The following is a 21,557-nucleotide window of genomic DNA, read 5'->3' as shown; positions in this document are numbered from 1 at the left end:
GGGCGGCGCGGATGTCCTCAGCCCCAGCAGAGCTTCAGGCCTTCCTCGACCGAGATCGACGGCACGCCATCGACCGGCTTGGCGGTGATCAGCTGTGCGCCGGTATCGAGGAAGCCGACGGCCGGATCGATTTCCGGGATCTTGCCGGCATGGATCGCCTCAAGCGCCATTGCCGCCATCTTCAGCGGATATTGCTGCGAGGTGGCGCCGAGCGTGCCGGCCTGGACGTTCTTGACGCCCGGGCAACCGCCGTCGATCGAGACGAGCAGCACGCTGCCGTCATCCTTGCCGACCGCCTTCAGCGCTTCCCACGCACCGGCGGCAGCCGGCTCGTTGATCGTGTAGACGACGTTCACGTCCGGGCATTTCTGCAGCGCGTTCTCCATCGCGGTACGACCCTTTTCCTGGTCGCCCTGGCTGATTTCATGCGTGCAGATGCGCGGATCGTCCTCGTCGCCGTACTTGTTCGGGTCCTTCACGTCGATGCCGAAGCCCTGCATGAAGCCCTGGTCGCGCAGGAAGTCGACCGTCGGCTGGTTGGTGGCGAGGTCGAGGAAGACGATCTTGGCGTCCTTGGCCTTGTCGCCCAGCGTGCCCTTGGCCCACTGGCCGATCAACTGGCCGGCCTTGCGGTTGTCGGTGGCGAAGGTGGCGTCGGCGGCGTTCATCGGGTCAAGCGGCGTGTCGAGCACGATGACCTTGAGGCCGGCGTCACGCGCCTTCTGGATCGTCGGCACGATGGCCTTCGAATCCGACGGCACGATTGCAAAGCCCTTGGCGCCGGCGGCGATCAGGTTCTCGATCGCAGCCACCTGGCCATCATTGTCGCCGTCATATTTACCGGCGGCGGTGATGAGCGTGACGCCGAGTTCCTTGGCCTTCGCCTGCGCGCCTTCCCGCATCTTGACGAAGAAGGGGTTGGTCTCCGTCTTGGTGATCAGGCCGATGACCTCGTCGGCCAGCACCGGCGCAACCGACACCGCCAGAATGCTGGCGGCGAGCATGAGCTTCTTGAGCATGTTCAGTCCCTCCCTGGTCTATTCTTGTTCTGCGCCTGCGAAGCGACCAGCTTCTCCGCGACGCTCCCGGTTCCTCCCGAGAATTTCATGCGAGACCGGCGTATCGCGCGGGGCCGGTCTCGAATTCGTTGTCGTCGTCGCCCGTCAGGATCGAGGCGCGGGGCGAGAAATTGAAGAACATCGGCAGGCTGGCCGCGCCGATGGCGCCGGCGTCGCGGCCGAGCGTGCCATGCACGATGCGCGGCGGCCGGCGCGCTTCCGGCGCATGCTCGTCCAGCGCCACGGCAAGCCGCCGGATCAGCGCATCGACCAGGCCGCCGTCAATGTCGGCATCGACGACGATCAGCGGCACGTCGAGCAGCGCGATCGCCGACCAGATCGCCGGCGCCAGCGCCTCGACCGCGTCCTCGATCCACTCCTGCACGGCCGGATGACCGGCGGCGAAGGCCGCCTGCATGTCGGCCGGAGAGGTGACGGCGACACCGCGTGCCTGCAAATGCCGCCCCAGTGCGTTGAGCGACGCCCGGGTGATCAGCAGTTCGCGCCCATCATCCGATCTGGGCGAAGACCCCAGCCGGCTGGGCGCCACCGCGATCACGGCGACATCGCCGGCATTGCCGGTGCTGCCGCGCAGGCAATCGCCCTTGACGACGATCCCGCCGCCGATCGCTGGGCCGATGAACAGATAGAGGAAATCGTCGACGCGGCGGCCGAGGCCATAGAACAGCTCGGCGATGGCGGCGGCGTTGCCATCATTCTCGCTGAAGACGGGAAGACCGGTCGCCTCCTCCAGCCGGGAGGCGAAATCGAAATCGTCCCAGCGGCGAAAGATTTCGGGCGGCAGGTCGAGCCGGCGCAGCCACGCGCCGAGATTGTAGGGCAGCGCCAGCCCGATGCCGGCGAAACGCTCGCGCGCCTGCGGATCCAGCCGCTCCAGGAGAACCTGAACGTCGCGCGCGACCATGGCCAGCGCCTCGTCCGGCTCCGGCAGCACCATGTCATAGGAGCGACGCGCCAGCGGCGTGCCGTCGAAATCGATTAGGATCGTCTCGATCGAGCGGCGGTCGAGACGAACGCCGATGCCATAAGCGCCCTTCGGGTTCAGCCGCAGCATGGTCGCCGGCTGGCCACGGCCGCCATCATGGCGCTTGCCGACGGCCTCGATCAGGCCGAGATCATCGAGCTTGCGGATGATGCCGCCAATGGCGGTGTTGGTGAGGTCGGCAGCACGGGCGAGATCGGCCTTGGAGGCCTCGCCGGCGCGGCGCAGCCGCTGCAGGACGAGCCGTTCATTGTAGCGGCGAAGCTGCGCGGAATTGCTCCCGCGACCGATGCCGGCCCTCTCCAAAACACGCCTCCCCAGGCAGGACGTTGACCGCCCATTAATTTAACCTGATACAGTTAATTGGCGTAACGGCAGGCAAGTCAAGGCGCATTCGACCTTGCATCGCGGCATGTGATTTCTTGCTTTTGCGGCGATGCAAGGTCGCTATTTCTTCGATTTGATGCCGGCCTTCAATCCGAACCAAGGGCCTTGGTTGAAAGAAGACGAGTGGCTGCTTCCCTGGCGGCGCGATCGTCACCAACAAATCTGAATTCTAGCCCGAGCGCCTTGCCGACAGCTTGCGCGGCAAGGCGGATCGGCATCGGCGTCGGGCCGTTGCTTTCGATGACCATGGCGCCGGCACAGAGCGACATCAGCCGGGCGCGGTTCCTCTTGAACCAGATCGCCTTCTCGCGCCGTTCCTCCTGGCTCTCCTCATGCTCGTCCTTTTGCGGCGCGTCGAAGAGGATCACGAACGGTCGGTTCCGACCCAGCAGCGTCTCCAGCTCGTCCTGCCAGGACGGCTCGCCGGGCGCGGAAGCGTGGTGGTCGTGATCCTCGACATAGACCAGCGGAAACTCATCGCAATTCAGCATCATCCTTCGCTCCGCCCCACGCCGGTCCAGTCCGCGATCCAGTGGCGAAGGTTCGGGTCCCGCACCTCCATGACGTCGAACAGGCCAAGCGCCCGCAGCGCCGGCACGGCTTCGAGGATGTGATGTTCGGCGATCGCCCTCGCGGCCGAGGCGGCGCCCGGATCCGAGAAGGTCGCGGCGTTGGCGAGGAAGGCTGCGACGGTGCCCTTGCGGATCACCGTGCTGGCAAATTCGCCGGTATCGACGTCATCGGGGAGAATGTCTTCTGCACGCATGGGAGGTCTCCGTTCAGCGATGCCGGAGATTTACGCCCCGCGATCTGGCGTGGCTTGCGGGTCCATGCCAAGTTCTGTCGCGTGGACGCCAACCAAGCCTCATCGATCGATCTCGACATCCCGCATGCCGAGGATGGTCCATTGCTCTATGCCGTGGCCGATCTGCGCGGCGTTGCAGTCCAGTCCGGCCAGCATCAGCATGCGCGCGGCCAGCTTTTCGGCTCGAATACCGGCCTGCTGTCGCTGGTGAGCGAGACGGCGAACTTCGTCGTGCCGCCGGATTACGCGATCTGGATTCCGCCCGGCCTGCCGCATGGCGCGCGATCGCATGGGCCGTTTGCCGGTTGGTCCATCTATATCGCGCCGAGCGCCTGCGCCGGCCTGCCCGATACGGTTCTCGTTGGCGCGCTGTCGCCGTTCCTGAAGCAGGCGGTACGGAAAGCCGCCAACTGGCCGGATAAGCGGGAGCTGGGCCCGCCGCAGATCAACCTCGCCCGCGTCATCCTCGACGAGATCGCCGCCCTGACGCCGATGCCGCTGAGCCTGCCGCTCCCACGCGACCCGCGCGCCCGCCGGATCGCGCGCGCCATCGCCGACGACCCCGCCGCGAAAACGGACCTCGCCGGATGGGGCAGATGGGCGGGTATCGCGCCGAGGACGCTAACGCGCCGCTTCATCGACGAAACCGGAATGAGCTTTTCCGCCTGGCGCCAGCGCGCCTGCCTGATCCGCGCGCTGGAACTGATCGCCGCCGGAAACCCCATCACCCATGTCGCGCTCGATGTCGGCTATGACAGCCTGAGCGCCTTCATCGCCATGTTCCGGCGCGAACTCGGCGTCACGCCGGCCCGCTATTTTGCGGCCGGCCGCCCGTCCTGACGCACCGCTCAGCGCGGGGCGAATTCCGGCTTGAGAACCTTGTATAGACGGCGGAAGCGCTCGATTTTCTCGGCGTAGCGCTCCGTCGCGGCGGGATCGGCATCGATGGTGGCGTTGATCGGCGGCGCCGTACAGATTGCAGCCGCGCTACCGCCGGTTGCCGCCAGGATCGCCAGGCGCGCCGCGCCAAAGGCCGGCCCCTTGGCGCCGCCCTCATGCAGGACGATCTGCACGCCGAGCACGTCGGCGAACATCTTCATCCAGAGCGGGCTCTTGGCGCCGCCACCGATCGCGCCCATCCGCGTCGGCCGGGTGCCGGCGGTGGCGAGCGCTGCCTGCGCATCGGCGAAGGAGAAGGCGACGCCTTCCAGCACCGCGCGGACGAGATCGGTCGTCTCGGTCGCCGGATCGAGCCCGAAGAACACGCCGCGCGCATAGGGATCGTTATGCGGCGTGCGCTCGCCGGCGAGATAGGGCAGGAACAGGAGATCGCTGTTCTTCGCTGGCGTCGCCTCGACACGGGCGAGCAGCTTGCCGATATCCGCCTCGCCGACCAGTTGCGCCGCCCAGGCCAGCGCGCTGGCGCCATTCAGCATCGCGGCCATCTGGAACCAGCGTCCCGGCAGCGCATGAGCGAACGTGTGGACATAGGCGGCCGGATACGGCCGATAGGTCTCGTTGACGACGAAATACTGGCCCGACGTGCCGAGCGAGATGAAGGCATCGCCCTCGTCGATCGCGCCGATGCCGATGCCACCGGCAGCGGCATCCCCTGCCCCGCCCGCGACGATGACCTTGGGATCGAGCCCGAGCGAGGCAGCCGTGGCAGCGGAAAGCGTGCCGGCGGCGTCCGATCCCTCGACCAGGCGCGGCATGACGTCGGGATCGAGCCCCGTGGCGGCGACGACATCCGGCGACCAGCGCCGCTCGGCCTCGTCCAGCCAGAGCGTGCCGGCGGCGTCCGACATTTCCGAAACATACTCGCCGGTCAGGCGGAAGCGGACATAGTCCTTGGGCAGCAGCACATGCGCGACCTCGGCGAAGGTCTCCGGCTCGTGCCGCGCCACCCAAAGCAGCTTTGGCGCGGTGAAGCCGGGCATAGCCGGCACGCCGGTGATGCGGCCGAGATCCGGCACCCGCTGTTCGAGCGCCGCGCATTCGGCATGGCTGCGGCCGTCATTCCACAAGATTGCCGGCCGCAGGACACGATCTGCCTTATCCATGAGCACGGCGCCATGCATCTGCCCGGAAAGGCCGATCGCCGCCGTCGAGGCATAGGCTGCCGGCGCGGCTTCCTTCAGCGCACCAAGCGCCTTTTCCGTCGCCCGCCACCAGTCCTCGGGATCCTGCTCGGACCAGAGCGGATGCGGCCGAGCAATCGGCAGCGCCACATCCGTCTCCGCCAGCACAGCCTGGTTTTCGTCGAGCAGCAGCGCCTTGACCGCCGATGTGCCGATGTCGATGCCGATGTAGCAGGCCATGTGTTCTCCCCCCGGACCGCAATGCTGCGCCCAAAAACGCCGACGCACCCAAGAATTCTGGCGCGCCCCAAGAACTTGCAAGACGCCGATCTTGTCAATCGCCCGGGCCCGGTCGGCAGGCGATGCACGGTGCATTTTTCGCCCCTGTCGGGCTTGCCGCTCTCGTCGCGACCTCAGGAATCAGGCCAGATTCCCTCCAGGCACACGGCATCGGAATGGCATCCTCGCCGACTGTCAAAAAATGGAAATGCTTGGCTGGTACAAGCCGGGCTGTCGGCCCCATATGGGCATCGCATCCCACGCGATGCCGCGGTGATTTGAACAGCAGCTTGCGCCGCGACACCAAACGCTAAAGCGTCACGACGGGTTCGTGGCTCTGGAGTCCAAGACGGAGATTTCCGATGCCGAAAGCAAATGCCCCGCTGCGTAAGCCTCTCCAGCAAGCCGAAATGTGTCGCGTCACCGGGAACGTCCACTGACTTCCGACATTGATGCGCGCCGGACCTCGCTTCCGGTTCGCAGCTCACGCTACGACACATAACGATCGCGGCCCGAACCTTGCATCGCAAGGTTTCAGGCGGCGAAAGGAGAACTTCCGTGTTCGACAACTACATCATCGAGATTGATGACCAGGCCGCCGGAATCCTGATCCGGTCCGGCAGCCGATCCTTTGCGTTTCACGCCCTCGAAGGCACATTCGCTACGCTCGAGGGGCGAATTTTCTCCGACGTCGTCGCGGCCGAGCGCGCCGCCCGCAAGATCCGCCGCAATCCGGCTCCCACATTGGCAAAGGCGTCCTGATCGATCCCAGGTCTGGACAAATTCTGCCCAGTCGAAGCGATTGCGCACTTTGGCAATCAGCGAAATTAACCTGCCGCGCGCTCATCGGCGCGCGGTCCAGCCCAGACTGGATCGATATTTCCATCGATCGGCGAGACCGCCCCGGACACCCCAGCCCCCGCATTGCCACGCGCCCGAGCGAGGCCTTTTCGCGGAAATCGGCGCTGCCTCAACTTGTGTCCAAAAAATGGCTGCAATTTCAGGATTACTGGGAAAACTGCATATCGCAGCGATTGCAGCTGACGGCAAAGTCACTTAATCGGTTGTAAGGACAGGTGTTATAGCTTCCGTCCAGGTGTTCACCTAGGAAGGCCTCCGGTTTGAAGAGCTTTGTGGACATCCGTTCGCACGATATAGAGCAGACCACTGATTTCAGTGACGTCCGTGATCTCTATGCCGTTTGGTCAGCGGTAAATCGTGGCGACATCCCGGACATCCGGCATTTCGAGCATGTGCTGGCTAGCCCCCTCGCCGAACGCATAATGGTCATGCGCGTCCGCGGAGAATCGCTGATCTACGAACAGGTCGGCCGCAACATCGTCTCCGTATTCGGACACGATCCGACCGGTAAATTACTGGAAGATATACATAATGTCGGCGCGCGCACGTTCCGCGCGACCTATCTCGAGGTTCTGCGTTCTCGCCTTCCCGCGCTGGCGCTGCACAACAATGTCGGCGCCACCAGTGTCGGCATCACCGAGCGGCTGATGCTTCCCGTGCGATCCGGCGACACCGATTGCCTCTTATGCTACGTCCGGCCGCGAGAAGATGCGACCAACGTCCTGCGATCCGTCTTCAACATCAGCGCCGACGCGATTACCGTCCTGAACGCCATCCGCGACAGCGAAGGCGCCGTCGTCAATTTTTCGCTCGTCGCCGCCAACGCGGAATCGGCCCGCCGGCTCAACACCCATGCCGACGCACTGATCGGCGCGCAAGTGCTGGACGTCTGGCCCTTCGCCGAAACGAGCGGCATGATGGATCGGCTCATCCGCTCCATCGAGAGCCAATTGCCCGACATCTTCGACGCAAGCTATCCCCAGGACGGCAAGATCGTCGATCGCCAGTTGCGCCTGGCGCCGCATGGCGAGGGATTGACCGTCACCGACGTCGACATCGGCCCGACCCTGGCCGCAACCCGCGCAATCGAGGCTCAGCACAAGGAGCTGCTGCACGCCAACGAGCTGCTCGAGGCCCGCGCCGTCGACCTGATGGCGAGTTATGCCTCGCTGGAGCGCACGACGAACGATCTGCGCGAGGAAATCACCCGCAATCGCGCGCTGGAAGCCGAACTCGTCCATTTGGCACACCATGACGGGCTGACCGGGCTCCCCAATCGCAGTTACTTCGAAAAGCGGTTCGAGGAAAAGCTGAAGCAGATGAAGCGCGCCAAGCGACGGGCAGCGCTCTGCATCATCGATCTCGACCACTTCAAGGACATCAACGACAGCCTTGGCCACGACGCCGGCGACATGGTTCTGCGCGAGGTTTCGAGCCGCTTGCGAACCACGATCCGCAAATCCGACGTGATCGGCCGGCTGGGCGGCGACGAGTTCGCCGTCGTGCTGACCAACGCCCAGGACACCCAGGACGCGGCCGCCGCCGTCAAGCGGATGATGGAGGCCGTTGCCCGCCCTTTCGCCGTCAAGCAGCAGGATGTTCCGATCAGCCTGAGCGCCGGCGTGGCTGTCTTCCCCAATGATGGACGCAGTTCGGGCGAGTTGATGGCCGATGCCGACATCGCGGTCTACCGCGCCAAGCGCGCCGGGCGCGGCCGCACCGTCTTCTTCGCGCCGACGATGCGCGACGATGCGGAACGCCGGTACACCTTGCTCAAGGCGTTGCGGCTGGCCCTCGACGCGGGCCAGATCGTTCCATTCTACCAGCCCCTGCTCGACATGCGCACAGGCAAGCTGATCGGCTTTGAGGCGCTTGCCCGCTGGCTGCATCCCGAACGCGGGACGTTGATGCCGGCCACCTTCGCCGAAACCTTCGACGAGCCGGATATCGCCCAGGCGCTGACGAAGACGATGATCCAGAGCGTCATCAACGACCTCTCCGCCTGGGGAAAGCTCGGCCTGCACACGCGGGTGAACATGAATGTCACGGCGTTCGATCTGCGCCATCCAAGCTTCGCCGAAGACCTGCATACCCGGCTCATCCAGAATGGCCTGACCAGTTCGCAGCTCACCATCGAAGTAACCGAAACCACGATTTTATCGCGCGACGCGGAACGCATCGCGGCGACTCTCACCGAGCTTCGACGGCTCGGCTTCTCGCTTGCCCTCGACGATTTCGGCACCGGCTACGCCTCGCTCAGCCATCTGCGCAGCCTGCCCGTCGACAGTTTGAAGATTGACCGCTCCTTCATCCGGGATCTCGAGCATGATCCGAAGACGCGGGCGATCGTGCGCTCGATCATCGAGCTGGCCGACGCTCTCGATCTCGAGATCATCGCCGAGGGTGTCGAAACGCAGGTCCAGCTCGATGCGGTCGTCGCCCTGGATTGCTCGATCATCCAGGGATATCTGATCGCCCAGGCAATGCCCGCCGGGGCCGTCGCCAATTTCGTCCGAACCTTCAGCGCCGCCAGCCTGACCCGGCAGGATGAAGCCGTCTGACGCGCCGCGCGACACAGGCATTGCCGGCAACGAGTTTACCGTCCAGACTTGCCATGACGTAGCGATGCGGGGGCATCCATGCGGCAAGGCGACCTGCACTTCCGGCCTTCGGCAGCTTGGCCGATGACAGGGCCTCGCGGCCCGGACGCGGTGCAGCGCGAAATCCGGCCCGTTTGCCAAGTCGGCGGCGCATCATGACCGCGCCTGACCTTTCCGTTCGCCCGGTTCCTTTGCCCATGGCCAACAAGCTCGGCCAGGATCTCGACGTCTGGGCGCGGGCCAGGGGCCGTCCGGCGGGTTTGCTTCTGCTGCTCCGTCTCGCTCTGCTGGAGCCCGGCTTCCAGCTGGCGCTGTCGCTGCGGCTGCAGGAAGCGTTGGGCCGACTACCGCTCATTGGCCGGCCGTTGCGGCGGCTGCTCTGGTACGCGACGACAATCTGGACCAGTTGCCATATCGCGCCTACCGCGCGCTTTGGCGGCGGGCTGTACATGCCGCATCCGACCGGCATCGTCGTTGGCGACGGGGTAATTGTCGGCAGCTACGCCACGATCTTCCAGCAGGTCACCCTCGGCCGGCATCATCCCGACATCGCCGGCGCGCCGAGCCTCGGCGATTATTGCCAGCTTTGCGCCGGCGCGAAGATTCTCGGCGCCATCACCCTCGGCGACCATGTCACCATTGGCGCCAATGCCGTCGTTCTCGCGGATATCCCTTCCGGGAATACCGCCGTCGGCATCCCGGCCCGCATTCTTGACCACGATGGGGAGTGCGCGGGCGCGCCAGTGTGAGGGCGAGTTCTATCCCGCGTCGAGGGCCTGTTCGGCACGATTCTGCACCGCAACAGGATGGCCCGCGATCGTCGCCATGAACGCCAGCATCCGCTCCCCCAGACGATTTTGATCGAAACGTCCGCGCAATGCCTCGGCATTTCGCCGCCAGCGCGCCACCTCGGCTGGATCGACGAGTACGCGCCGCAGGGCCTCGATCCAGGCCGCGCGGTCGCCCGGCTCGACCAGATCGCCGGTGACGCCCGGATCGATCAACTCCGGCAGACCGCCGATCCGGCTGCCCAGTACCGGCAACCCCATCTCCAGCGCCCGCACCGCCACGCCCGGCCAATTTTCGCGCCAGATCGACGGTACGCAGAGGAGATCCGCGTCGTGCATGAGATCTCCAACCTCGCTTTCCGGCACATGGCCCAGGAAATGGAGCCATTCGGCGTCGCCATATCGGCGGCGCAACCGCTCCCCCTCCGGCCCGTCGCCGACGATCGTCAGGGAAAAATGCTGCGTTTCCGCCAATGTGGCTGCCACGTCGAGCAGCCCTTCGACGCCCTTGCTGCGATGGAGCCGGCCGACATAGAGCAGCCGCAGCCGATCGGACGGGGCCCGCTCCCCCTGTGGCAGCGGATAGAAATTCGGGTTGGGGATGCTGGTATGGGGATAGCGCCCGATCGGAAAAAGCGCTGCCAAAGCCGTCAGGTTGGCGCGCGAGGGCGAGCAGAAGCCGATCCTCTCGAAGCGACGGATCAACCCTGCCTTATAGAAACTGGAAGCTCGGCAACCGATGCACTGGGCCTTGCAGCTGGCATCCTTGCGGAACATCGACATTCGCATGCAGGCGAGGCCGAGATCATGCAGCACGAACAGCGTGGGCAGGTGGCGGGCGGCGATCTCGCTCAGCGCGTTGTAGCCAATGCCCTGGATGAAATGGATATTGACGAAATCCGGCCGGAAGGCGTCGAGGACCCTTGCGACCGCTCGTCGGTTGCGTGGATCCACATGATCCTGCGCATGCCAGATCGGCTTTTTCCAGCGCGCCGCATGGGGCGCCTCGCGGAGCGGATAGACATGCGGCGTGCGCAGTCGCCAGATGCGGACGCCGTCCTGCTCAACGCCGTGCAACTCCTCGTCGCGCGATGCAGCGGTCGTCAGCACCGCCATCTCATGCCCCTGCCCGGCCAGCCAGCGGGTCAGGTTGGCGGCCGAATTTTCCGCGCCGCCGCGACTGTCGGGTGGATAGAGCGCGCTGAGGACGAGGATGCGCATCGCACTCAGACCCGCACCGGCGCGACGATCCGCCGGCCATGATTTTTGACCGGCAGGCGCGCCGTCGCCTCCGCAATCGCCGCGCGTGGATCCAGCGCCTTGCCGAACAGCATGCCAAGCAGAAAACCGGAAAGCACCGACTCGACGACATTGGCCATCGCGCCCAGCACCAGGACGAGGATCGAGACCAGGAAAAAGTCGCGGTGCGCCGCCGGCGCGGCGCGAAACAGCCGGGCGTTCGCCTTCAAGAACGCCGCGAGGAACAGGAGCGAGCCGGTTCCAAATGTCACGTAGAGAAAGACAAACAGATTGTCGCCCGGACTGAACTGCTCCGGATCGAAATAGGCCTGCCCCGCGCCTATGCCGCCAAAGCCGACACCGAGCGCCAGACGCGGCCAAAGCGGATCCAGCAGCGCATAGGCGCGCGGCCACATCTCGTCCATGCGCACCCCCACAGAGCCGAGCGACAGGAAGGCGACATGTCCGGTCTCGCCAAAGCGAAATCCGAGCAAGGCCGCGACCGGCAGCCCGATCGCCACCGCGAGCAGGCCAACCAGGACCATCTGGCTGAAGCGATAGCCAGCACGGCCCTCGACCCGGTCATAATAAGCGAGGCAGAGCGGCGCGATGAGCATGACCGCCAGCGGCGCTTTCGACGTCGTCAGGGCGATCGCCGCGACCGACAGGAGCCAGACAAGTATCTTCCATCTTCGCGCCAGACCTCCAGCGAGCAGAAGCGCCCCGCCAATAGCGATCTGATTGGCGGCGGTGAAGCTGGCGCGTGAAAAGCCCGGCAATCGTTCGACACCGAACGCCTGCCATTCGCGCGCGAATTCGGCCTGAATACCGAGGATTTCATAGCTTTCTCCGACCCAGGGAAAGCGCCAGACCGCATTGACGAGAACGCCCAGCACCGCGACGCCCCAGACCAGCGCGATCATTCGCAAAGCCTCCGCCCGCGCGCCTACCGCGACCGCCACCATGCCGAGAAAGCACGGCATCCAGGTGTAGAAGCCGAAGGCGACCTGCGCCGAAGGCAGGCCGAGCAACAACGCATAGGGAATCCAGACGGCCGACAGCAGCAGTATCGCGATGGCGACGGGATCAAAGCGCAGGGCGCCGAGACTGGCGAGCGAATAGGTCGCGATCACGCCGGCGGCGACCAGGAATGGCGCATAGGAAAGGCCAACGAGGCCAAGCGTCGACAGGCCATAGCGCAACGGACCGCCCAGCACATCGTTCGCCAGCATCAGGGCCAGCGCCGCCAGCACGGGCCACCGAAACAAGAAAACCGGATTGCCGTTCATCCCGATCCGCCGCCCGCCGCGCCCGCGCAACTCTCCGGCCGGCAAAAAGCCAACGGGACGCTGCGGCACCATGCTGACGACGACATGCCGTAACGTCAACTAGCGCGTGCGTGCTCAGGAATCAGCACGCGATAGGCCACTCACCGTTGCGCACGGAGCGTCGGGCGGTTCGCGCGAAGCGCCGTTTCAGGAAACGGTGAAAGGCTAGCCCTGCGCGGCAGCCGTCAGCCGGGCTAGGCCCGCCGTCAGCCCGTCATGGCTGAATTCATAGCTCTGGGTGGAGCCCCCCTTGAGCGTCACCGTCGCGCCGGTCCTTGCCGCCGCCCGCATCAAGTCGACGAAATCCGGCCCGAGCTTGGCGCGCACCTCGCAAGAGGATTTCGCGCAGGAATCATAGGGAACCACGCTCGGTGTGCCGCCATCGAGCGCCAGTTGCATCCCGCGACCAATCATGACCCCGGTCGGCAGGGTCCAGACCCCGATCAGGTCACCGGCCGCCGTCCGCTCGATCCGCCATGACGCTGACGGCAGACCCGCCTGCCGGTTGGTCTGCGTCAGCGCGCAACGCTTCGTCGCCTGGTCGCACGTCACGAACCAGTCGCCGATCCGTTCACCGACATCGACCGACGGTGCGCCGACATCGGCGGCGTGGATTACCGGCGCGGCATCGCTGACGCTCCTGTCGATGCCGACCATCGCCAGCATGTTGTCGAAGCCCCGGTTGCGCCATGTCAGCCCGACCGCGATGATCGACGCCACGACCAGCACGGCGAAAATCGTCCAGAGAACCGGCCGTCCGCCCTTATCCTCGTCATCAAATGCATCGCGCATCGTCTGGCGCCCCTGCCCCCGCAGCCGCTCAACCCCTGATAGTCGCGTTGCGTGCCGGGGGGCGTTACGAGCCCCCCGATCCGCTGTTCCGGACTACTTGATCTTGCCGTAGGTGGCCGAGAAGCCCGTGAGCGACATCGGCAGCTTGATCGGCTCCTTGCTGAGGTTTTCAAACGTCACGTTGAGCTTCTGGCCCTTGAACATGGCGTTCAGCAGCTCGTCGGTGATCGGCGCGCCGGCGTAGCAGCCGCCCGCGTCGCAGGTCTGCAGCGGCAGGGCCAGCGGCGAGGCGTCATCGACGTCGATCGTGACGCCGCTTGCCAGCGAAAGGCCGAGCGGACCGCGAACCATCAGGACAGGCTTGCGCGTCTGCGACGGGACGCGGATCGTGACCGAGCCGATGAGCTGACCCGAGCCGGAGATAACGGCGCGCTGCTCCATCTGGCATTCGAGCTCGGCGGCACGGCCGGGGCCCTGACAGGTGCTGAGCCAGCTCGGCGCGGCCGCGGCGGCTGCCTTGTTGGCGCCGAGGACAGGAACATCCCCGCCCTGTTCCTGAGCCGAGGCCAGCGCCGGCGCGCCGAACACAAGCGCAGCGGCGACAAGCGAGGGCTGCACCCAGCGCGTGAATCCCTTGATCATCTCAATCCCCCAATATGAAATCCAGCGTCGCGGTTCGCCCCGGAATTCCGCGACGGCAGAACGCATGACATGTCTCTCTATAGACGAGCGCTGCCGACATGCCAGCGGAAGATATGGGTGCCGTGTTTGTTTGTATCGCTGGGCAATCTTCCCTGGCGCTGCGTCCACCAGAAAGACAGCTTTCCGGCGTCGGACCGGGCACGCCCAACTGCCCACGGTGAAGCCAATCCAGCCGAATCCGCGAGCTGCGCATCGCCGATCCGCACCCCGAACGCGCGCCCGGTCATAACCGGCATGGACTTTCACCGACGGATTCCGGAACGGCGTCGTCCTCGATTCCGTGATGCGCTCGGCGGCGCCGCCGATCCTGCGGACCCAGCCGCCCGCCGCCGGATTCGACAGCTTCGCCAATTCATGGGATCAAGCCGCGCCTATTCAAGGAGAACGGCGAATGGACACGAATACCAAGGCTTTGATCGACGAGATCAATCACGCCATGCGCAACATCGATGCCGGCATGACGGCGATCATGGCCTTTGTCGCCTCGATCCCCGGCGCCAAGGATGTCGACATCGAAGCCGTCAAGGTGCGGCTCAATGTGCCGAGCAACCTCAAGGGCGGAACCCGCCAGCCGCCGCCGAACATTGTCGTCGCCGAAGTGCTCGACCGCCTGAAGCGCATGGCTGACAAGTAAGCCGCGCAAACCGCTCCCCAATAGGGCCGCTCGTGGCGAGCCATACAACTTCGACGCGCGAACACCGCTTCGCGCGTCGACTTGCCAGAACCGCCCCGAGACGATGCGCCGGGCGGCCGCAACGACACAATCGCTTCAAAAACGGCGTTTCATGGGGTGCAATCGGTCGAAAGCTCGGCTATACGCACAACATCGTATCCTGACGCACAGAACACGGCGACTTTCGCCGCGACCGCGACGACCAGCTCCCCATCAGCCCGCTTCGGACGAAGGACGCTGCCCGTTGCTGCTGCGCGTCCCCGTGGAGCCTCTTTTCAATGTCATCGACCACCCAAGCCATGACAGGCAGGAGCGCCGCGCCAGCCAATTCGCGCTCGCGCGTTCTCCTGGCCAGCCTTGTCGGCACAACCATCGAATTCTACGATTTCTACGTCTATGCCACGGCGGCGGTGCTGGTGTTCCCGCACCTGTTCTTCCCGACCGGCAATGACACGACGGCGTTGCTGGCCTCGTTCGCCGTCTTCGGCGCCGCGATGGTCGCCCGCCCGCTCGGCGCGATCTATTTCGGCCATCTGGGCGACAAGCGCGGCCGCAAGCTGACGCTGGTCGGCGCGCTGCTCACCATGGGCATCGCGACCTTCCTGATCGGCCTGCTGCCGACCTATGCGATGGTCGGCTGGCTCGCCCCGGCGATGCTGGTGATCCTCCGCCTGGCGCAGGGCTTTGCGCTCGGCGGCGAATGGAGCGGCGCGGCGCTGGTCGCCACGGAAAACGCGCCCCCCGGAAAGCGCGCCATCTTCGGCACCTTCCCGCAGCTCGGCGCTCCGCTCGGCTTCATCATCGCCAACGGCCTGTTCCTGATCATCGCGGCGCTGCTGCCTTCCGACGATCCGTCGCGGCCGTCGACCGCCTTCCTCGAATGGGGCTGGCGCATTCCGTTCCTGTTCTCCGCCGTGATGGTCATCATCGGCCTCTGGGTCCGCTTGAACCTGGTCGAAAGCAACGCCTTCGAGAAGACGGTCGAGACCGGCAAGGTCCAGAAGGTGCCGCTGGTCGCCGCCTTCCAGCTGCATTGGCGGGAACTGATCCTCGGCACGTTCTACATGCTGGCGACCTATGTTCTGTTCTACCTGATGACGACCTTCTCGCTCAGCTATGGCCGCGCGGCGACCGACGGCGCGCTGACGGGCCTCGGCTATGATTATCGCACCTTCGTGCTGATGATGATCGTCGGCGTCGTGTTCTTCGGCATCTTCACGCTCGCCTCCGGCCCCTGGGCCGAACGTTGGGGCCGTCGCCGGACGCTGATCTGCGTCACGCTCGGCATCATCCTGTTCGGCCTGCTCTGGGTGCCGATCCTGTCCGCCGGCACGTTTGGCGTGATGGCCTGGCTGATCCTCGGCTTCACGCTGATGGGCATGACCTTCGGCCCGATGGGCGCGCTGCTGCCGGAATTGTTCCCGGCCAATGTGCGCTATACCGGCTCGGGCATTTCCTACAATGTCTCGTCCATCCTCGGCGCGGCTGTGGCGCCGTTCATTGCCGTGGCGCTGTGGAGCTATGGCGGCGGCAGCCCGTTCTGGGTCGGCATCTACCTGTCGGCCATGGGCGTGCTGACTCTGATCGCGCTGCTGCTCGGCAAGGAAACCAAGGACATCGACATCGACGCCTGATGTCTTTCCGCCCCTGAGGCGACAGAAAAAACGAAGCCCGCGCGGATCGCTCCGCGCGGGCTTTTTCTTGGCGCTGAACCGGCTCAGGCGAGTTCCGGCAAAATCCCTTCGAGTTCCGCCCGCCTCGGCTCGAGGAAGGCCGGCAGCTTGAGCTGTTGGCCGAGGCTCGTCGCCGGCTCGTCCACGGCGAAGCCGGGAACGTCGGTGGCGATCTCGAACAGCACGCCGTTCGGCTCGCGGAAGTAGACCGAGCGGAAATAGTCCCGGTTCTTCTGGCTCGTCGGTCGCAGGCCGTGGTTTTCGATCAGCTTGCGCACCATCACCGCCTGCTCCGCGTCATCGGCGGCGCGGAACGCGACGTGATGCACCGTGCCGACGCCGAGATTTCCACGCGGGAAACCGGAGACGACCCGGAGATCGACGATGCCGCCCTCGGCCGCACCTTCAACCCGGTAGCGCGTGGTCGCGTCTTCGCCGCCCGCATCCGCAAACCCGAACACATCGCCGAGGATCGCGCCGGTCGGCCGCGCGTCGTCGACAAGCAGGGTCACGGAATGGAAGCCGCGAATGGCCGCTTCCGCCGGTATGTCGCCCGCGCCCTGAGCCAACTCCGCCTCCGCGCCGGCAACGCCGATCAGCGCCAGCCGGACGCCGTCCGGATCGCGGAAGACGAGTACGGGCTCGCCGAACCGGCGCGTCGGCGTTTCATGCGCGACGCCCTTTTCCAGAAGACGCTGCGTCCAGAAGCCAATGGCGCTTGCCGGCACGCGAAACGCCGTCTCGAAGGTTTCGCCGCGGCCAACCTGCCCGGCCGGCGCATTCTCCCAGGGGAAGAAGGTCAGGATCGTGCCCGGACGCCCGGCCTCGTCACCATAATAGAGGTGATAGGTGCGCGGATCGTCGAAATTGACGGTCTTCTTGACAAGACGCAAACCGAGGACGCCGGCATAGAAGGTCAGGTTGCGGCGGGCGGGGCCGGAAATGGCGGTGACGTGGTGGATGCCGTTCGACATGAGGATCTCCCGTTGCTGGGGAGCGCAATCCAGCGCGCTCGTTCCAACCCAAGTAGGCCACTCGCCCTCGCCCCGAAACAAGCGCTTCGGTGAACAAGCTGTCCATGATCGTCCCCTCACCCTCGAGATCTTCTTTGAACCATCCTTCTTCACCTCTCCCTGAGGGAGAGGTCGACGGCCAAAGGCCGGCGGGTGAGGGTTTACGGCCGCTTCGGATGGTTCCCTAAACCCTCACCCGGCTTTTCGAGCCGACCTCTCCCTCAGGGAGAGGTGAAAAGTCGGAATCGACCCAGATGGATCTGGCCCTAGCGGGCGAAGCGCCGGGCTCCCGCGACGCAGGCGATGACGGCGACCGTCACGACCAGCATCATCCAGCTGACAGGCTCGTGCAGCAGCCAGGCCGCCAGGGCCAGCCCGAAGAATGGCTGCAGCAACTGCAACTGGCCGACGGCGGCAATCCCGCCGAGCGCCAACCCGCGATACCAGAACACGAAGCCGATCAGCATGCTGAAGAGCGACACATAAGCGAGCCCCAGCCAGGCCGGCGCACCGATGCCGGAAAAGCTCGCCGGGAGATAGACGGCCGACACGGCCAGCATGATCGGCAAAGAGAGCACCAGCGCCCAGGAGATGACCTGCCAGCCGCCGATGGTGCGCGAGAGCTTGGCGCCTTCGGCATAGCCGAGGCCGCAGACGATAACCGCCGCCAGCATCAGCAGGTCGCCCTGAGGCGACGCCGCCAGCCCTTGCGCCAGCGCAAAACCGGCAACGGCGGCGCTGCCCAGCAACGAGAAGATCCAGAAGGCCGGCTTCGGCCGTTCGCCACCGCGAAGAACGCCGAAGATCGCGGTTGCCAGCGGCAGCAGGCCGATGAAAACGATCGAATGCGCCGAAGTCACGTGTTGCAGCGCCAGCGCGGTCAAAAGTGGAAAGCCAAGCACGACGCCGCCGGCCACGATGGACAGCGAGACAAGATCGGATTTTTCCGGGCGCTTCTGCTGAAAGACCAGGAGCAAGGCGAGCGCCAGAATGCCGGCGATCGCGGCGCGCGCGACCGTCAGGAATACGGGATCGAACTGCATCACCGCCAGGCGGGTCGCCGGCAGCGAACCGCTGAAGATCACCACACCGATAAAGCCGCTGATCCAACCGCTCGTCGTCTTGTCCATCTCGTCTCAATCCATGTCGCGCCCAACAGGGTTTCAGCGGCTCTATCGCCTCCAGGACGGTTTCTTGCTAGAGACAGAACGATACAGTTGGAACAAACTGTTATGGCACCGGGAACCGTACGGATGACGATCGACGCCAGGGGCGACACGCTCACGAGCCAGGTGATGGCCACGATCCGGCAGCGCATCGCCAATCGCAGCCTGCTGGCCGGCGCCAAGCTGCCGTCGATCCGCGCGCTGGCGCGAAACCTCTCCGTGTCGAATTCAACCGTGGTCGAGGCCTATGAGCGCCTCGTCGCCGAAGGGCTGATCCTGTCGCGTCCGGGCTCCGGCTTCTATGTCGCCAGCCAGACCGCGCCCTTGTCGCTGTCAGAAATCGGCCCGAAGCGCGACCGCGCCATCGACCCGCTCTGGGTGTCGCGCCAATCGCTCGACGCCGCCGATAGCGACCTCAAGCCCGGCTGCGGCTGGATGCCGCCCGATTGGTTGCCGGAGGAAAGCCTTCGCCGCGCGCTGCGAACCCTGTCGCGCGCCGACGGCGCGTCGCTGACCGATTACGGAACCCCGCTCGGCCTCGCGCCGCTGCGCCAGCTGATCGGCCGGCGCCTCGCCGACAAGGGCGTCGAGGTCTCGCCGCAGCAGATCCTTCTGACGGAATCGGGCACGCAGAGCATCGACCTGCTCTGCCGTTTCCTGGTCGAGCCGGGCGACGTCGTCCTGGTCGACGACCCGTGCTATTTCAATTTCCAGGCGCTGCTGCGGGCCCATCGCGTCACCATCGTCAGCGTGCCCTACACGCCGACCGGGCCCGACATCGACCTGTTCGCCAAGGTCTGCGCCGAACGCCGGCACCGCCTCTACATCACCAATTCCGCCATCCACAATCCGACCGGGGCAACCCTGTCGCCGGTGGTGGCGCATCGGCTGCTGAAGCTTGCCGACCAGTTTGCCCTGACCATCATCGAGGACGACATCTTCGCCGATTTCGAGACGACCGCTGCCCCGCGCCTCGCCGCTTTCGACGGGTTGGAGAGGGTCATCCAGATCGGCAGCTTCTCGAAAACACTCTCGGCCTCGGCCCGTTGCGGCTTCATCGCGGCGCGGCCGGACTGGATCGACGGCCTGGTCGATCTGAAGATCGCCACCACCTTCGGCGGCGGACGGCTCAATGCCGAACTGACGCTCAGCGTTCTGCGCGACGGCAGCTACCGAAAACATCTGGATGGCCTGCGCCAGCGGCTTTCCCGCGCCATGGTGAAGGTGGGCGGACGCCTCCGGAACATCGGCATCGTGCCGTGGCTGGAACCGCAAGCCGGCATGTTCCTGTGGTGCAAGCTGCCGGACGGGATTGACTCGTCCGACGTCGCCAAAGCGGCGCTGGCGCACCATGTCGTGCTGGCGCCCGGCAACGCCTTCAGCGTCGCGCAATCGGCCGGCAGCTATATGCGCTTCAACGTATCGCAAAGCCTGGACGATCGCGTTTTCCAGGTGCTCACCGCGGCAATCCGCGAGGCGGCCGAGCGCTAGAAAATAGCAGCACGCGAGCAACGAAGCGCCGGCCGGCGAGGCTGATCCGGGTTCAACCCGCCACAGCCAAGCCATCCTAAGGGGGCGGCCCATGCCCGCCCCAAGCGAGCGACAATTCCACCTCGGTCAGTTCCTGCATCGTCTTGTGCAGGGCGATCTTGAACGGCGGGGCATCCACCGGCACAACCAGGATCACCGTTTCACGCGGCGGACAGTTTGGTCGCGAACAGGCGAGTTCATGCACCAGCACGCGCACCCCGTCATCGAGCCCGAGCGCCGCGCGGGTCCAATCTTTGATCCGGGCCGAAGCCACGGCATTCACGGCGGAATCGCGCGGCGCGAACGGATTGAACAGGCGCACGCTTACGCCGCCTGCCCGCGCTGCCAAACCGGAAACGGATCCGGCAGCGTGCTGAAGGAACCCAGATCAAAGCGGGCGGGTTCGGACGGCCCGACAAGGCATTCGTCCAGCGCAGCGCGGATCGCCGCCTCGTCGAGTTTCGTGCCGATGAAGACCAGTTCCTGCCGGCGATCGCCCCAGACCGGCGCCCAGTTGCGGCGGAGCATCGAGGTCCAGTCGGGATCGTTCGGCCAGCGTTCCTTCGGTACGGCGGCCCACCAGAAGCCCATCGGCCCGGTGCGGCAGAGCGCGCCGGCAAGGCTCATGTCTCCGACCCATTCCGGCCGCGTCGCCAGCCAGAACAGGCCCTTCGCACGGATGAGCCCCGGCCAGGTCGTGTCGAGAAACGACTGAAATCGGGCCGGATGAAACGGCCGCCTCGCCCGGTAGACGAAGCTCGATACGCCATACTCCTCTGTCTCCGGCACATGATCGCGAAAACCGTTGAGCTCCTTGAACCAGAGCGGATGCTCCTGCGCCTTGTCATAATCGAACAGGCCGGTGCCGAGCACCTCGTCGATCGCGACGCGGCCGAAGCTGGCAAAGACGATGCGCGCGTCGGAATTGAGCGCCTTGACGATGGTCGTGACGAGATCGCGCTCGCCATCCGCGACATCGCCGGTCTTGTTGATGACGACGACGTCGGCGAACTCGATCTGGTCGACGAGCAAATCGACCAGAGTCCGCTCGTCGCCCTCGCCCGCCGTCTCGCCGCGATCACACAGGAAGTCGAGGCTCGAATAGTCCTTGAGCAGGTTCACCGCATCGACCACCGTCACCATGGTGTCGAGGCGGGCGACATCGGCCAGCGACAGGCCTTCCTCGTCGCGAAAATCAAACGTGGCGGCGATCGGCAGCGGTTCGGCGATGCCGGTGCCCTCGATCAGCAGATAATCGAACCGCCCCTCGGCCGCGAGCGCGCGGACTTCGGCGAGCAGGTCGTCGCGCAGCGTGCAGCAGATGCAGCCATTCGACATTTCGACCAGCCGCTCATCGGTGCGCGAGAGGTTGGCGCCGCCGTCGCGCACCAGCGCCGCGTCGATGTTCACCTCGCTCATGTCGTTGACGATGACGGCGACCCGGCGGCCTTCGCGATTGTTGAGGATGTGGTTCAAGAGCGTGGTCTTGCCGGCGCCGAGAAAGCCGGAAAGCACGGTGACAGGCAGGCGGGCATCGTCGGGACGGGACGCGGACATAGGCAGATCCATGGTGAGGGAA

20 protein-coding genes are annotated in these 21,557 nt (G+C 65.4%); 7 read left to right on the top strand and 13 right to left on the bottom strand.

Going from position 1 to position 21,557, the window contains the following annotated elements:
* Positions 1-17 precede the first annotated feature (17 nt).
* The 4 genes from OSH12_RS00620 to OSH12_RS00605 form a co-directional block, all read right to left on the bottom strand.
* Positions 18-1,019 carry a sugar ABC transporter substrate-binding protein gene (locus tag OSH12_RS00620; protein WP_266341564.1) on the bottom strand — a complete coding sequence of 334 codons (1,002 nt, stop codon included), beginning with the start codon at positions 1,017-1,019 and terminating at the stop codon, positions 18-20.
* Between the two features lie 85 nt (positions 1,020-1,104).
* A complete protein-coding gene (locus OSH12_RS00615; protein ID WP_266341563.1) occupies positions 1,105-2,367 on the bottom strand; it encodes an ROK family transcriptional regulator in 1,263 nt (420 codons plus the stop codon).
* A gap of 167 nt (positions 2,368-2,534) precedes the next feature.
* Positions 2,535-2,942: a hypothetical protein gene (locus OSH12_RS00610; RefSeq protein ID WP_266341562.1), complete on the bottom strand. Its 408-nt coding sequence runs from the start codon at positions 2,940-2,942 to the stop codon at positions 2,535-2,537.
* Entirely contained in the window at positions 2,939-3,214 is a 276-nt protein-coding gene (locus OSH12_RS00605; protein ID WP_266341561.1) for a hypothetical protein, read from the bottom strand. The genes OSH12_RS00610 and OSH12_RS00605 overlap by 4 nt, the downstream gene beginning before the upstream one ends.
* Before the next feature lie 81 nt (positions 3,215-3,295).
* Here OSH12_RS00605 and OSH12_RS00600 point away from each other — a divergent pair, with 81 nt between their 5' ends.
* Entirely contained in the window at positions 3,296-4,093 is a 798-nt protein-coding gene (locus OSH12_RS00600; protein ID WP_266341560.1) for an AraC family transcriptional regulator, read from the top strand.
* An 8-nt stretch (positions 4,094-4,101) separates the two neighbouring features.
* Here the strand turns inward: OSH12_RS00600 and xylB are convergent, their stop codons facing one another.
* Positions 4,102-5,574 (bottom strand): xylulokinase, encoded by a 1,473-nt coding sequence (gene xylB, locus OSH12_RS00595; protein ID WP_266341559.1) that lies wholly within the window; start codon positions 5,572-5,574, stop codon positions 4,102-4,104.
* A 597-nt stretch (positions 5,575-6,171) separates the two neighbouring features.
* Between xylB and OSH12_RS00590 the strand changes: the two genes are divergently transcribed.
* The 3 genes from OSH12_RS00590 to OSH12_RS00580 all read left to right on the top strand — a co-directional run bounded on the left by OSH12_RS00590 (position 6,172) and on the right by OSH12_RS00580 (position 9,823).
* Positions 6,172-6,375, top strand: coding sequence for a hypothetical protein (locus OSH12_RS00590; RefSeq protein ID WP_266341558.1), 204 nt, complete (start codon positions 6,172-6,174; stop codon positions 6,373-6,375).
* A 359-nt stretch (positions 6,376-6,734) separates the two neighbouring features.
* Positions 6,735-9,035: a putative bifunctional diguanylate cyclase/phosphodiesterase gene (locus tag OSH12_RS00585; RefSeq protein ID WP_266341557.1), complete on the top strand. Its 2,301-nt coding sequence runs from the start codon at positions 6,735-6,737 to the stop codon at positions 9,033-9,035.
* Between the two features lie 194 nt (positions 9,036-9,229).
* On the top strand, positions 9,230-9,823 hold the full coding sequence (locus tag OSH12_RS00580) for a serine O-acetyltransferase (RefSeq protein WP_266341556.1): 594 nt from the start codon (positions 9,230-9,232) through the stop codon (positions 9,821-9,823).
* Positions 9,824-9,832: 9 nt separating this feature from the next.
* On the opposite strand, the gene OSH12_RS00575 is transcribed toward OSH12_RS00580, so the two are convergent.
* The 4 genes from OSH12_RS00575 to OSH12_RS00560 form a co-directional block, all read right to left on the bottom strand.
* Positions 9,833-11,083, bottom strand: coding sequence for a glycosyltransferase family 4 protein (locus OSH12_RS00575; RefSeq protein WP_266341555.1), 1,251 nt, complete (start codon positions 11,081-11,083; stop codon positions 9,833-9,835).
* Between the two features lie 5 nt (positions 11,084-11,088).
* On the bottom strand, positions 11,089-12,489 hold the full coding sequence (locus tag OSH12_RS00570) for a hypothetical protein (protein WP_266341554.1): 1,401 nt from the start codon (positions 12,487-12,489) through the stop codon (positions 11,089-11,091).
* A 105-nt stretch (positions 12,490-12,594) separates the two neighbouring features.
* A complete protein-coding gene (locus OSH12_RS00565) occupies positions 12,595-13,221 on the bottom strand; it encodes an invasion associated locus B family protein (protein WP_266341553.1) in 627 nt (208 codons plus the stop codon).
* Positions 13,222-13,314: 93 nt separating this feature from the next.
* Positions 13,315-13,863, bottom strand: coding sequence for an invasion associated locus B family protein (locus tag OSH12_RS00560; protein ID WP_266341552.1), 549 nt, complete (start codon positions 13,861-13,863; stop codon positions 13,315-13,317).
* A gap of 451 nt (positions 13,864-14,314) precedes the next feature.
* On the opposite strand from OSH12_RS00560, the gene OSH12_RS00555 reads away from it, so the two are divergent.
* Positions 14,315-14,557 (top strand): hypothetical protein, encoded by a 243-nt coding sequence (locus tag OSH12_RS00555; protein WP_266341551.1) that lies wholly within the window; start codon positions 14,315-14,317, stop codon positions 14,555-14,557.
* A 317-nt stretch (positions 14,558-14,874) separates the two neighbouring features.
* On the top strand, positions 14,875-16,230 hold the full coding sequence (locus tag OSH12_RS00550; protein ID WP_266341550.1) for an MFS transporter: 1,356 nt from the start codon (positions 14,875-14,877) through the stop codon (positions 16,228-16,230).
* An 83-nt stretch (positions 16,231-16,313) separates the two neighbouring features.
* On the opposite strand, the gene OSH12_RS00545 is transcribed toward OSH12_RS00550, so the two are convergent.
* Positions 16,314-17,243 carry a ring-cleaving dioxygenase gene (locus OSH12_RS00545; protein ID WP_266341549.1) on the bottom strand — a complete coding sequence of 310 codons (930 nt, stop codon included), beginning with the start codon at positions 17,241-17,243 and terminating at the stop codon, positions 16,314-16,316.
* 305 nt (positions 17,244-17,548) lie between these two features.
* Positions 17,549-18,412 (bottom strand): DMT family transporter, encoded by an 864-nt coding sequence (locus tag OSH12_RS00540; RefSeq protein ID WP_266341548.1) that lies wholly within the window; start codon positions 18,410-18,412, stop codon positions 17,549-17,551.
* A gap of 123 nt (positions 18,413-18,535) precedes the next feature.
* Between OSH12_RS00540 and OSH12_RS00535 the strand changes: the two genes are divergently transcribed.
* Positions 18,536-19,939 (top strand): aminotransferase-like domain-containing protein, encoded by a 1,404-nt coding sequence (locus OSH12_RS00535; RefSeq protein WP_266341547.1) that lies wholly within the window; start codon positions 18,536-18,538, stop codon positions 19,937-19,939.
* Positions 19,940-20,015: 76 nt separating this feature from the next.
* Here the strand turns inward: OSH12_RS00535 and OSH12_RS00530 are convergent, their stop codons facing one another.
* Complete coding sequence (locus OSH12_RS00530; RefSeq protein WP_266341546.1) at positions 20,016-20,300, bottom strand: hypothetical protein; 285 nt, start codon at positions 20,298-20,300, stop codon at positions 20,016-20,018.
* A 2-nt stretch (positions 20,301-20,302) separates the two neighbouring features.
* A complete protein-coding gene (gene zigA / locus OSH12_RS00525; protein ID WP_266341545.1) occupies positions 20,303-21,535 on the bottom strand; it encodes a zinc metallochaperone GTPase ZigA in 1,233 nt (410 codons plus the stop codon).
* Positions 21,536-21,557 lie beyond the last annotated feature (22 nt).

The organism is Kaistia terrae (assembly GCF_026344005.1).
Taxonomy (GTDB): Bacteria; Pseudomonadota; Alphaproteobacteria; order Rhizobiales; family Kaistiaceae; genus Kaistia; species Kaistia terrae.
The sequence above is the reverse complement of the archived record's forward strand: the minus strand, read 5'-3'. Positions and strand labels throughout refer to the sequence as shown.